Source organism: uncultured Microbulbifer sp., from assembly GCF_913055755.1.
Lineage (GTDB): Bacteria > Pseudomonadota > Gammaproteobacteria > Pseudomonadales > Cellvibrionaceae > Microbulbifer.
On the sequence record NZ_CAJXKH010000029.1, the window covers coordinates 23,991 to 36,466 of the forward strand.

Here is a 12,476-nt window from a genome sequence, read left to right on the forward strand (position 1 = left end):
CCGACAGCTATCAGATATAAGAGGCCGGCTTTATGCCGGCTTTTCTTTTTTTGTGCCGGGAAGAGAAAAGACGTTCTGTCTTTTCTCTTCCCGACGCCGCCAAAAAAGCCGGCGCAGAAGCGTGATTCTGCTGGTTTTTTGGCGGCTCGCGCCGGCCTGGATGGCCGCAGACGAGCCCCCATGGATGGGTTTACGGCGTGTCTCACAAGGGAGTCCCGGTAGCAGCGCTGCCACTTTCGTTATTGCCCTGCCACCAAATCACTGTTAAATTGCACGAAATTCCACCAGCGGAGGATTGTTGATGATTGTATCCATTCCCCGCCGGGCCAGCCGCGACTGATCGCTTCCTGCCCGGCAAGTTTCTTTTGTCGGGTTTCCCCACCCATTGGAAACCCTTCCAAATACTGCCCAGACTCTGTTGTCTGTGGCGAATATGACGTGCGCCTGCGATAAGCGAGCAGGGCACCATTGAGGGTTTAGAACCTTGAGTAAATCTCTGATTTCACGCCGCCCGGCATTCCGGCGCGGTGCAACTGCCGCTGCGCAGGGCAAAGCTGCTGCCGGCGAATCACCGCTGCATAAACTGGGCTGGAAACCGTTCTTCCAGCAACAGCTATCGCTGGACGAACTCACCGACTGCGAGCCGGTGCGGGTCATGGCCGTGCACCGCAGCCAGATCGAAGTCTCAGGCGATAGCGGCGAGGAACCGGTACTGGTCAGCGGCGCCCTGTTCGAAGACACACAGGAAAGGCCCACCGTGGGCGACTGGCTACTGCTGGAGCGGGACAGCCGCAAACCCGTGCGGCGCCTGGAGCGCAGCAGCCTGTTCCGGCGCATGGCGCCCGGGGCCAAACACGCGCAGCTGATTGCAGCGAACGTCGACAACGTCCTGATCGTCTCCTCCTGCAACCACGACTTCAACCTGTCGCGCATCGAACGCTACCTGGCACTGGTGCGGGAAGCGGGCTGTCGCGCCTGCCTGGTAGTCACCAAGGCAGACCTGAGCGACGACCACGAGCAGTACCGGGAAGCACTGGCAAAACACCGCGACCTGCCGCTGCTGCTGGTCAATGCCCTCGACCCCGCAACCCTGGAACCACTCAAAGAGTACTGTCGCAGCGGCGAAACCCTCGCACTGCTCGGGTCCTCGGGCGTCGGCAAATCCACCCTGCTCAACAGCCTCGCGGGCGTTGACCTTGCCGCAACGGGCGGCATTCGCGAAGACGACAGCAAAGGCCGCCACACCACCCGCCACCGCGCACTCTACGCCATTCCGGATGGTGGCCTGCTGCTCGACAGCCCCGGCATGCGCGAACTGGGCCTGACAGACGTCAGCGAAGGATTGGCCGCAACCTTCTCGGATATTGGCCAGCTCGCAGAACAGTGCCGTTTTGCCGACTGCGCCCACGAATCCGAACCGGGCTGCGCGGTGCAGGCCGCGGTCGAATCCGGCGAACTGGACGAACGTCGTTTACTGAACTGGCGCAAGCTGGAAAGGGAAATAACGCGCAACAGCAAAACCCTGGCGCAGGCCCGGGCGGATGACCGGGCGCTGGGGCAGTTTTACCGCACGGTGCTAAACCAGGTGCGGGCGCGGAAGGGTGGAGGCGAGTAGCTAAAGCTTATGCTGACGAAGTGACTGGCCAGAAGCGAAGGCAAGGTGCCGACGCTTCCAAAAAAACATCCCCGGTGGCTTGCCGCCACCGTAGATATTTAAAGCGGAAACGGGGTCAGTTCAGCGCCGCCTGACCTGCCCCCTCGGCAACTGGCTCGGCCTTACTGACCTCGCCACCCTGCGCCTCAATCCAGGCATTCATCCGGCTCTCCAGCACATTCAGTGGCAGCGCACCGGCACCCAGCAATGCATCGTGGAACTGGCGAATATTGAAATTATTCCCCAGCGCCTCCTCCGCGCGCGCCCGGATCTCCTTGATCTTCAGCTGGCCCACCTTGTAAGCCAGCGCCTGCCCCGGCCACACCAGATAGCGGTCGATCTCCACCACAATATCGTGCTCCGGCTTCGCACTGTTATTCATAAAATACTCAATGGCCTCATCGCGGCTCCAGCCCAACTGGTGCATACCCGTATCCACCACCAGGCGCACCGCCCGCCACATATCGTAAGTCAGCGCACCGAACTCATTGTAAGGATCCTTGTACAGGCCCAGATCGTAGCCCAGGCTCTCCGAGTACAGACCCCAGCCCTCCACAAAACCCGTGTACATCTTCGTGCGACGCAGCGGGTGAATATCCTTCTGCTCCTGTGCCAGAGCGATCTGTAAATGGTGGCCCGGCATCGCCTCGTGCACCGTCAGCGCCTCCATCTCCCAGGTCGGGCGGCTCTTCAGATCGTAAGTGTTGGCATAGAAAACACCCGCGCGACCGGCCTCGTTCGAGCCCGGCTGGTAATACGCGGTAGTCTGCGACTTCTCCGAATAGGCCGGAATCGGCTTGACCCCGTACGGCAGGCGCGGCAGGGTGCCGAACAGCGCCGGCAATTCACCATCGATACGCTTGGCGATATCGCGATAATTTTTCAGCAGATCTTCTTTGTTTTCGTAATAAAACTGCGGATCCGTGCGCAGGAACTCGGTGAATGCCTTGAAGTCGCCGGTGAACCCGGTCTTCTTGATGATCGCATCCATCTCACCGCGGATACGGCGCACTTCTTCCAGGCCGATGCGGTGAATTTCCTCCGGGCTCAGGTCCGTGGTGGTTTCCTCGCGCACCTTCTGCGCATACCAGCGGATACCATCCGGATTTTTGGTGAACGCGGTTTCAGTGGTCGCGTTGGGAATGTATTCGCGCTCCACAAACTCGGCAAAATCCTGCCACGCTGGTACCAGGGATTTCTGGTAGATATTTTGTGCGCGGCTGCGCAGGCGGTTCTGCTGGGAAGCGGAAATACTGGCCGGCATGTCATTGAAGGCTTTCAGTAGCGGGCTCTGTTTGGGATCCGCCGGAATCAACGCGCGGATCTGGCCGGGCAGGTCGCGCAGGGTGATCTGCGGCGGGGTGAGCTTCTGCTCCATGCCCTGTTCCATCAGCCTTTGGGTCTGCTCGATCAGTTCCGGCAGTTTGTCCAGGCGCGCGAGGATATTTTCATAGTCGGCACCGGTGCGCTTGCTCATGGTGTTCAGTACGGCCGGCACATTGCGCTGGATTCCGCTCATGTGGTTGACCGGCAGCAGGTGGTCCGGGAACTGGTAACCTTTTACGTCGAGCAGCAGGTCCTGGTACAGCAACTGATAGTCCAGTTGCTCGGCTTCGCTGAGGGCGTCTTTGTCGAGCTGGCGGCTGGCGGCGAGCAGGATACGGGTCTGGCCCTTGCGGCGTTCGATGCCGTTGGTGGATTGATCGGTCCAGTTCTGGTCTACGCCGGGGTAGCCGCGGTAGGTGGCGGATTCTGGGTAGCTTTCCATCAACCAGCGGTAGCGCAGGTCTTCCAGGGCGACCAGTTCGGCACTGGGATCGTCTTTGGGGAGTGCATCCATGGCCTTTTTGAAGGCTTTGTGGTCCATGGCCTGGGTGCTCATGCTCGCGGCCATCAGTGCGGCGGCCAGACAGGTGAGCTTAGAGTTCAGGATTTTTTTGAAAGGCTTTGTGAGGGACATTGTACTTCCTGTCTCTGTTTTTTATTTGGGGGAGTGGTCCCTGTGAAGCGGGGCCGGTGGCGGCTGAGCACTGGGGATTCGTTTTCGAAACCGCTGTGAACCCATCCCTGGGCGCTGCGTCGGCAACATCCCTGTTGCCGACGCTTTCGAAAACGAATCCCCAGTACTCAGCCTTCGCGAATAATCCTGCACTTTGATCAGGTCCGCGAAGTTTTAGTTGTTACTTTAAAGCGCGGCCGCCTGGCCGCTGAAATTTGAATTGTCGTTTTTGTTCATGGCTTCGAGGCGCTTGCGAATCTGTTCCTCGATGCCGTCCGCATCCAGCCCGATTTCTGCCAGCAGTTGCGGATGCTTGCCGTGTTCAATGATCCTGTCCGGCAATCCCAGTTGCAACAGGGGCACCGGGGTGGCGCGGCGGTTCAGGTATTCGGATACCGCGCTGCCGGCGCCGCCGGCAATGGTGTTTTCTTCCACGGTGACCAGCAGGTTGTGGCTGTCGGCGAGCTGGTCGATCAGCGCCTCGTCCAGGGGTTTTACCCAGCGCATGTCCACCAGGGTGGTACTGAGTTTTTCTGCCGCTGCCTGTGCCGAGGCAATCAAAGTGCCGAAATTCAGGATGGCGACATTGTTGCCCTCGCGAATGGTGCGGCCCTTGCCGATCGGCAGTGCGGTCATTGTTTTCTCGATGGCCACGCCCGGGCCGGTGCCGCGGGGGTAGCGCACGGCAGCGGGGCCCTGGTGCTGGTAGGCGGTGTACAGCAGCTGGCGGCACTCGTTCTCGTCGCTGGGGGCGGCGATCACCATGTTGGGCAGGCAGCGCATGTACGTCAGATCGAAGCTGCCGGCGTGGGTGGGGCCGTCTTCGCCGACGAGACCGGCGCGGTCGATGGCGAAGGTGACGTCCAGGTCCTGGATCGCCACGTCGTGCACCAGCTGGTCGTAGCCGCGCTGCAGGAAGGTGGAATAGATGGCGACCACCGGCTTCTGGCCCTCGCAGGCGAGGCCGGCGCCGAAGGTGACCGCGTGTTGTTCGGCGATGGCCACGTCGTGGAAACGCTCGGGGAAGCGCTCGGCAAAATCCACCATGCCGGAGCCCTCGCACATCGCGGGGGTGATGCCGATGAGCTTGTCATCCTGCTCCGCCATGTCGCACAGCCACTGGCCGAAGATATCCTGGTACTTGGGGGATTTCTTTTTCTTTTCGCCGTTGCCGGAAACCGCCACCTGCACCTTGGGTTCCGGCTCCAGCTTGTTCAATGCGTGATAGCCCACCGGGTCCGCTTCCGCGGGGCCGAAGCCCTTGCCCTTGGTGGTGACAATGTGCAGCAACTGCGGGCCGCGCTGGTTGCGCAGGTTGCGCAATGTGTGCACCAGGTCCTGCATGTTGTGGCCGTCCAGCGGGCCCACGTAGTTGAAGCCCAGCTCCTCGAACAGGGTGCCGGGGGTGATCATGCCTTTCACGTGCTCTTCCGCGCGGCGCGCCAGCTGCCAGGCCTTGGGAATGGCGGACAGCACCTTGCGGCTGCCCTCGCGCATGTTCAGGTAGGTCTTGCTGGCGAGGATCCGCGCGAAGTAGGTGGCGAGGCCGCCCACGTTCTTGGAGATGGACATGCGGTTGTCGTTCAGCACGACGAGCATGTCCTTGCCGGTGTGCGCGGCGTGGTTGAGGGCCTCGAAGGCCATGCCGGCGGTCATGGCGCCGTCGCCAATCACTGCCACGACCTTGCGCTCGTCCGGGGAGCCTACGGCCATGCCCAGGGCGGCGCTGATGGAGGTGCTGGAGTGGCCTACTCCAAAGGTGTCGTAGGGGCTTTCGGAGCGCTTGGGGAAGCCGGACAGGCCGCCCTGCTGGCGTATGCTGAGCATCTGCTCGCGGCGGCCGGTTAGGATCTTGTGCGGGTAGGTCTGGTGGCCCACATCCCACACCAGGCGGTCTTCCGGGGTGTTGTAGATGTAGTGCAGGGCGATGGTGAGCTCCACCACGCCGAGGCCGGCGCCGAAGTGACCGCCGGTCTGGCCTACGCAGTACAGCAGGTATTCACGCAATTCGGTCGCCAGCTCGGGCAACTGTTTTTCCGGCAGGGCGCGCAGTTGGGCCGGGTCGTCGATCTGGTCGAGCAGCGGCGTATGCGGGCGCGTGCGGGGTATCTGGTCGAACATCTAGGGTCCTGAATTCGGGCGTTTGGGCGCGATTTTCGATGCCAATTCACGGCATTCGGCCCAAAGTATCAATTGCAACTGATAATGGTAGGGAATTGTATGCCCACAGGCGGGAGATTGCATCCTGTGGGTTCTGGAGCGCTGCTTTGGCCTCCAGTGGCGCCAGAGCGCCCGGGGCGGCCCTTTGAAAACGCTGTGAACACATCCCTGTGCGCTCCGGCGGCGACGTCCTGTCGCCGACGGTTTCAAAGGGCCGCCCCGGCCGCTCTGGCTTCGATTTAACCCTCTGTACTACTTGTTGGCAGCGCCGGGTCAGTGATCCCGGTGGACGATGTAATCCGCCAGCTGCTGCAGCACCTCGGTGTGTCCGCCGAGTTCGGCGAGGGCCTGTGTTGCTTCCCTATACAGCTCGTCCGCCTTGGCGCGGGCGCCGTCGAGGCCGAGCAGGGATACATAGGTGGGCTTGTTGCGGGCGGCGTCGGCGCCCTGGGCCTTGCCCAGGGTCTCGGTGTCGGCGGTGACATCGAGAATGTCGTCCTGCACCTGGAATGCCAGGCCGATGGACTCCGCATAGCGGGTGATGGCGGTCAGCTGGGGCGCGCTGGCGCCGCCGATCAGGGCGCCGATGCGGGCGCTGGCGGAGATCAGGGCGCCGGTCTTGTAGCGGTGCATCTGCTCCAGTTGTGCCAGGGTCAGGGCGCGATCGACCGCGGCCATGTCGATGGCCTGTCCGCCGACCATGCCGCGGGCGCCGGAGGCGCGGGCCAGTTCCGCGATCAGGGTTACCTTGAGGTCGCTGTCCAGTGCGGCGCCGGCCAGCAGTTCAAAGGCCTGGGTCTGCAGGGCATCACCGGCGAGAATGGCGGTGGCTTCGTCGTACTGGATGTGGCAGGTGGGGCGGCCGCGGCGCAGGTCGTCGTCGTCCATCGCCGGCAGGTCGTCGTGTACCAGGGAGTAGGCGTGGATACATTCCAGTGCTGCCGCGGCTTCGTCGCAGCGGCTGGCGATATCTTCTCCTCTAATGGCCTCTGCACAGGCGTACACCAGGGCCGGGCGCAGGCGTTTGCCGGGGCCGAGGGCGGCGTATTCCATGGCGGAGAAGAGGGTAGTGGCCGGGTGTTGCTCGTTGCAGGCGGTTGCCAGGGTGCGCTCGACCCGCGCGCTGGCGGTGCGCAGGAATTCCTGCAGCCGGGACCCCATGGCTGCGCTGGTGGAAGTGCTCACTTACTCGGCATCTCCGGATAACCCGTCGTCGGTGTCAAACGGCAGCTCTTGAACCTGGCCGTTTTCCTCCATCAGGATTTTCACTTTCTGCTCGGCGCTGGCGAGTTTCTTCTGGCATTCGCGGGTGAGTTTGACCCCGCGCTCGAAGTCGGCGAGGGCCTCGTCCAGGGGCAGGTCGCCGCTTTCCAGACGCTCCACCAGCTCTTCCAGTTCTTCCAGTGCGCTCTCGAAAGTAGCGGCTTTTTTCTTTGCGGCCATGGCGTTGTCTCCTGCAGTGCGGGGCAACCTTAGCCGCTGCCGGTAAGGTGGTCAATTGGCGCGCCGGCGGATTTTACTGCAGGTAATCCCGGGTTTGCGGGTCGCTGCCCCGGGCCTGCAGTTCCCGCTCCATCAGGAAGTGGGCCAGGGCCCGCTTCTGGCTGTTGCTGAAACCGTAGTTCGGCATCGGCGGGGTGGGGGTGTCGAAGTAGTCCGCCAGCTGCTTCAGGGTGTACTTTTCGCTGAGGTTTACCAGCGGCAGCTGTTGCCGGTGGCAGCGGGCGCAGTCCCGGCGCTCAAAAATCTGTGCGCCCTGTCTCGCCGCGTTGGTGTCGATGGCCAGGGGCTTTTTCGGGGCGCTGATCCGCGGCCGCGGCGCGATTTCGCCATCGGCGCCAGCAGGGCCTCCAGCGCCAGCAGAGCCGTGCCCGGGCTGTACCCGGTAAATCGCCCCGGCGTAGTCGTCGGACACATAGATGTTGCCGCGGGCGTCTTCGGCAATGTCCACCGGGCGGCCGTGAACCGTTTCCCGATCATCCGCGAGAAAGCCCCACAGAAAATCCCCGGCGCGGATGCGGCCGCGGTCGTCCCAGTGCAGCGAGATCACCTTGTAGCCGTCTTTGGTGTCCCGGTTCCAGGAGCCGTGCAGTGCCACCAGCGCCGCGTCCCGGTAGTGGACCGACTGCTCCGGGCTGCGCAGGAAGCGCATGCCCAGGGGGGCGTTGTGGGCGCGGAATTCGAATACCGGGGGGATCGAACGGGCAATCTTGCTCTGTATCGCTGCGCCTTTGCCCTCTCCGAAATCCGGGTCCGGTACCCGCTGGCCGTTGGCGTAGGGCCAGCCGTAGAAGCCGCCCTGTTCGATGCGGTTCAGTTCGCAGGGGGGGAAGTCGTTGCCGAGCCAGTCGCGGCCGTTGTCGGTGGCGTAGAGGGCGCCGTCCCCGGGGGACCAGTCGAAGCCGACGCTGTTGCGCAGGCCGCTGGCGTAGATTTCAAAATCGCTGCCGTCCGGGCGAAAGCGCATGATGCTGGCGCGGCGGGGGTCTTCCTCTATACACACATTGCAGGTGGAGCCGCTGGACAGGTAGATCCAGCCATCCGGCCCCAGGCCGATGGTCTTGGTCCAGTGGTTGCCGTCGTCGCCGAGGCCGGTGACGATTCTCTGGTAGCGGCCGGCGAGGCGGCCGTCGGAATGGTCGAAGGGCACGCGGCCGACGGCGTTGCTCTCGGCGATATAAAGCCAGTCTTCGTACAGGGCGAGACCGTGGGGGCGCTGGAGTCCGTCAATCAGTACCCGCTGCTCATCGGTGGCGCCGTCGCCATCGCGGTCGGCCCTGAGCAGGCTGACCTGCCCGAGTTTCGGCTGTGACACCAGCAGGTCGCCATTGCGGGTGACCGCCATAAAGCGGGCGTTGGGTACATCGCTGCTGAACAGGCCCACGCGGTAGCCCGGCGCGACCTGCAGCTTGGCGCTGACCGTCTCCCTGTCGGTGCTGGCTCCCAGCAGCTGACCCCAGGGCACGTTGACCCCGGGGATCCAGCCCGCGACCGCGGCAAATATCACGGCCAGCAGGACGATGGCGGGCAATGCCACCAGTGCGGAAAATGTTAGCGCCTTTTTCGACGGACTTCTCACGATTGCCTTGATCTCGTAACAAAAGTAACTATAGTTGGGCGCTAAATGTCGCACAGTGGTACCAGTTGTGCGACGCGCCAACCCCCCGCCTGAAATCCTGTTCAGGCAAAGTGTGACTGTGATCACATGCTTGTAAGACATCTCTTACATCAAGTTCAGCATTTCTCCACTACCCTATATTTCTCAAACGACCATAATGTAATTGCAAGGACGACGAAGGGACTGCACCGCGGCAAGGGACTGATCACCAAGGACTGGAGATCGAGCCGCCCGCCTAAAGGAATTAGGCACCATCCTGTGAGACGCACCGCTTGGGCCGGATTGCCCAGGCGGTGTTTTACATTCTGCCCTCGCAAAATTTTTTCGCCACCCCCGCCGCACTTCTGTCGCGCGGAAAAACTGCACAGTATTCACTCTGCTGTCTGGAAATCGTAACAATTCTCCGCTTTAATCAGGTCAAGCCGGTCGAAAACTGCCGACCGCGGAGGATGAAGCATTCAGTAACCAACGACTGCAATCACTGATCCCGCAGCCACCACGCCCGCACTGGTGGTCAAGGCTTCATCGACTCCAGTTTTCCCGGATTTCCGCCCAGCACACCGAATTCAATCAGCAAAGCCCCGCCGGTTCCGCCGCGGGGCTTTGTCGTTTTCATACCCCGATAAACACAGCCAAACGGGAGGTGGATACATGCAAGCGCAAATCCTGAGACTGAATCTGGCGGGCCAGCCGCTGGAGTGGTTGAGCTGGGAAGAGGCGGCGTGTCTGTATGTGCGCGAGCTGGTGACCTGGACCCTCGGCGGCGTGGTGCAGACGGTGCACGGGGGAATCAACCGCAGCGGCGAGCGCTCCAAGCTGGACCTGGCGGCAATCATCGCCTGTGGCGGCGATCGCATGGCGCGCCCGCGCACCCGGCCACCGCTAACCAACCGCGCCCTGTTTGCCCGCGACCAGCACACCTGCCTCTACTGTGGTCAGGTTTTCTACATCAGTGAACTGACCCGCGACCACGTGCACCCGGTTTCCCGCGGTGGCCGCGACGTGTGGGAGAACGTGGTCACCGCCTGCCGCCGCTGCAACCAGCACAAGGGCAACCGGCTGCTGCAGGATATCGAGATGGATTTGCTGGCACTGCCGTTTGTGCCCAATGCGGCGGAGTACCTGGCGCTGATCAACAGCGTGCGGATTCGCGGTGACCAGATGGAGTTCCTGCGCGGCCAGTTTTCGCGGCCGCGGCAGGATGGGTGGTTGCAGGCGTCGTAGGAATTAGCCGTTGACCGCGGCGTAGATCAGTTTGCTCAGGTACTGATTGAAGTCGTGGCCGTGGTTCTGCAGCATTTTCGGAAACATGGAAATGGGCGTCATTCCCGGGAAGGTGTTCACCTCGTTCAGGTAGATATCGCCATCTTCGGTGAGGAAGAAATCGATCCGCGACAGGTCCTTCAGTTGCAGGCCGATAAACGCGCGCTTTGACGCCTCGCGAATCCAGCCCAGCTGCGCATCGCTGAGCCCCTCGGCCTCCACATGGGTCTGCGCGCGGCTGCCCTCGGCGTACTTTTCCTCGTAACTGTAAAAGGTATCCACCGGCGCGCACACCTCTCCGGGAGGCGTAATGACCAGCTCGCCGTCGTAGGTGTAGGCCGCCACTTCCAGCTCGCGCACCTTCAGGCACTTTTCCACCAGCACATAGGGCGACAGGGCAAACGCCTCGCGCAGCGCCTGCTCCAGTGCCTCGGCATCGCTGACCTTGTAGCAGCCCACGGACGAGCCCTGGTTGGAGGCCTTGATAAACACCGATCCCCACTGCTTCAGCGCATCCTGCGCCTTGACGGTTTCTTCCGGGGAATTGGCGCACAGGAACTGATAGGGGGTGTTGTCGATCCCCAGGGCGGAGAGCCACAACTTGGTGGTGATTTTGTTGAAGCAGAGCTTACTCGCTTCCGGGCCGCAGCCGAAGTAGGGCAGGCCGAGGATTTCCAGGGTCGACTGCAGGTCGCCGGTTTCGCCGGGGTAGCCGTGAATCGACGGCACCACATAATCCACCGTTTGTGCGCTGCCATCGCTGCAGTACAGCAGTTTGTCCGAACGCAATTCGCGCACCCGGTCGTCGCCGTCGCGCAGGCGCCCCTCGCCGTCCATGGTCACCCGGGTGATGGCAAATTCCGGAGACCGCTCCAGTTCGCGCTGGATAAAATCTGCAGTGCGCAGGGACACTTCGTGCTCGCTGCCGCCCCCGCCGCAAATCAGCAGGATCTGGATTTTTACTTCGGCCTTGTCGCTCATCGGGCTCTCATCTTTTGGGTCATTGTTTGTGATCCACCGCCGCCGGGGCGGTCAGTACCCGCTTGCATTGCGTGGGCATCGGTGGTTTTTTCGGTGGCTTGGGCCGCTTCGCCTCCGGTGCGGTGCCATTTAGAATGGCGTAAAACTCCTCACTAAACCACCAGTCCAGATCCCTGCCACAGGGATTGCCGCGGGGCGGTGCCTGGGGTTTGCAGTTTTTGTCTTCCGGCGGGCAGTTCAGGCGCACATGGAAATGATAGTTGTGTCCCCACCAGGGGCGCACCTTGCGCAACCAATTATTATCCTCACCGGCCATCTCGCACATTTGGCGCTTGATGGTCGGGTGCACAAAAATCCGCGCTACCCTGGGGTCTTCCGATGCCAGGCGCAATATTTTCGGCACTCTGGGATCCCAGTTTTTATCAATCAGGCGATGTTCGCGTTCATTCGCCAGGGCGATGGCGGAGATATTGTCCCGCTCCCAGGGCGTGAGCGGGCGCTTGGCGGCGCGCTTGTCCTGGGAGTACCAGATATCCGCATCCAGCCCCATCTGGTGGCTGCGGTGGCCACTGCTGAAGGGCCCGCCGCGGGCCATGGACATGTCGCCGATCTGCAGTCTGCCGAGGCCGTTTTCATCCACCGCGTTGGAGAAGTCCTTGAGAAATTCCACCAGGTAGGGGCTGCCGTAATGGCGGTCGCGCCCGGTGCGCACCAGCTGGTAACCCTTCCCGCGCAGGGGCAATTCCTCGGCGCCACTGAGGCAGCCGTTGGTGTAGCTACCAATGCTGGCGGGGAGTTGGTTGGAAGGGTTTTTAACGTCTTCCCAGGGATTTTGTGCGTGAGTGGTTACTGACAGGCAGAGCAGCGTGACAGTGGCGAATAACGAGAGTGAGAAAGTGCGGGCGGAGGTCGACATAATCTACTGCTATGGAGTCGGTTATTAGGTTAGTGCCCGGGGAATTATAGAGGTTCCGTTGGCGAGTTCTGTGGAATGGTCCGCTTGGGTGGGCTGTGGGGGCTTTCGAGTCCTGTGGCTGTCCGGGAGTTCGTGGTTCGTTTCCGGAAACTCTGTAGCGGCTCGGCAGTGCGACGCTCGGGAAGCCCCGTGGCGGCCCTTCTACCGGTAAACCCTTTGCGAGACACGCCGTAAACCCATCCCTGGGGGCTCTTCGAAAACATCCCTGTTTTCGAAGGTCTCGAAAAGGGTTTCCCGGTATCAGGGCCTTCGCATTGAAGAGCGGAGGTTGTTAAGGAAGTTCTGCATTGTTCGCCGAACAGAGTGTCGGTGCTTGCGAAGGCTT

General features: G+C 61.9%; 9 protein-coding genes. 2 read left to right on the forward strand and 7 right to left on the reverse strand.

Annotation, left to right across the window (positions count from 1 at the left end; genetic code table 11):
- The first annotated feature begins 484 nt into the window (after positions 1-484).
- Entirely contained in the window at positions 485-1,615 is a 1,131-nt protein-coding gene (gene rsgA / locus QZ511_RS07110) for a ribosome small subunit-dependent GTPase A (RefSeq protein WP_295801060.1), read from the forward strand.
- A gap of 115 nt (positions 1,616-1,730) precedes the next feature.
- On the opposite strand, the gene QZ511_RS07115 is transcribed toward rsgA, so the two are convergent.
- From QZ511_RS07115 to QZ511_RS07135, 5 genes are all read right to left on the reverse strand, one after another.
- Positions 1,731-3,614, reverse strand: a complete 1,884-nt coding sequence (locus QZ511_RS07115; protein ID WP_295801062.1) for a DUF885 family protein — start codon at positions 3,612-3,614, stop codon at positions 1,731-1,733.
- 225 nt (positions 3,615-3,839) lie between these two features.
- Complete coding sequence (dxs, locus tag QZ511_RS07120) at positions 3,840-5,774, reverse strand: 1-deoxy-D-xylulose-5-phosphate synthase (protein ID WP_295801066.1); 1,935 nt, start codon at positions 5,772-5,774, stop codon at positions 3,840-3,842.
- Positions 5,775-6,086: 312 nt separating this feature from the next.
- Positions 6,087-6,998 (reverse strand): farnesyl diphosphate synthase, encoded by a 912-nt coding sequence (locus QZ511_RS07125; RefSeq protein ID WP_295801068.1) that lies wholly within the window; start codon positions 6,996-6,998, stop codon positions 6,087-6,089.
- Positions 6,999-7,256, reverse strand: a complete 258-nt coding sequence (xseB, locus tag QZ511_RS07130) for an exodeoxyribonuclease VII small subunit (protein ID WP_295801069.1) — start codon at positions 7,254-7,256, stop codon at positions 6,999-7,001.
- Between the two features lie 73 nt (positions 7,257-7,329).
- Entirely contained in the window at positions 7,330-8,892 is a 1,563-nt protein-coding gene (locus QZ511_RS07135; RefSeq protein ID WP_295801072.1) for a PQQ-dependent sugar dehydrogenase, read from the reverse strand.
- Positions 8,893-9,582: 690 nt separating this feature from the next.
- Between QZ511_RS07135 and QZ511_RS07140 the strand changes: the two genes are divergently transcribed.
- A complete protein-coding gene (locus tag QZ511_RS07140; RefSeq protein WP_295801075.1) occupies positions 9,583-10,155 on the forward strand; it encodes an HNH endonuclease in 573 nt (190 codons plus the stop codon).
- 3 nt (positions 10,156-10,158) lie between these two features.
- On the opposite strand, the gene QZ511_RS07145 is transcribed toward QZ511_RS07140, so the two are convergent.
- Positions 10,159-11,175 carry a D-alanine--D-alanine ligase gene (locus QZ511_RS07145; RefSeq protein ID WP_295801078.1) on the reverse strand — a complete coding sequence of 339 codons (1,017 nt, stop codon included), beginning with the start codon at positions 11,173-11,175 and terminating at the stop codon, positions 10,159-10,161.
- A gap of 19 nt (positions 11,176-11,194) precedes the next feature.
- Positions 11,195-12,091, reverse strand: a complete 897-nt coding sequence (gene mepA, locus QZ511_RS07150; RefSeq protein WP_295801081.1) for a penicillin-insensitive murein endopeptidase — start codon at positions 12,089-12,091, stop codon at positions 11,195-11,197.
- Positions 12,092-12,476: the final 385 nt, after the last annotated feature.

What these genes read in the sequence shown, in the direction of transcription:
- QZ511_RS07115 (WP_295801062.1), bottom strand. Translation starts at nt 3,614, where the DNA reads ATGTCCCTCACAAAGCCTTTCAAAAAAATCCTGAACTCTAAGCTCACC.
- dxs (WP_295801066.1), bottom strand. Translation starts at nt 5,774, where the DNA reads ATGTTCGACCAGATACCCCGCACGCGCCCGCATACGCCGCTGCTCGAC.
- xseB (WP_295801069.1), bottom strand. Translation starts at nt 7,256, where the DNA reads ATGGCCGCAAAGAAAAAAGCCGCTACTTTCGAGAGCGCACTGGAAGAA.
- QZ511_RS07140 (WP_295801075.1), top strand. Translation starts at nt 9,583, where the DNA reads ATGCAAGCGCAAATCCTGAGACTGAATCTGGCGGGCCAGCCGCTGGAG.
- QZ511_RS07145 (WP_295801078.1), bottom strand. Translation starts at nt 11,175, where the DNA reads ATGAGCGACAAGGCCGAAGTAAAAATCCAGATCCTGCTGATTTGCGGC.
- mepA (WP_295801081.1), bottom strand. Translation starts at nt 12,091, where the DNA reads ATGTCGACCTCCGCCCGCACTTTCTCACTCTCGTTATTCGCCACTGTC.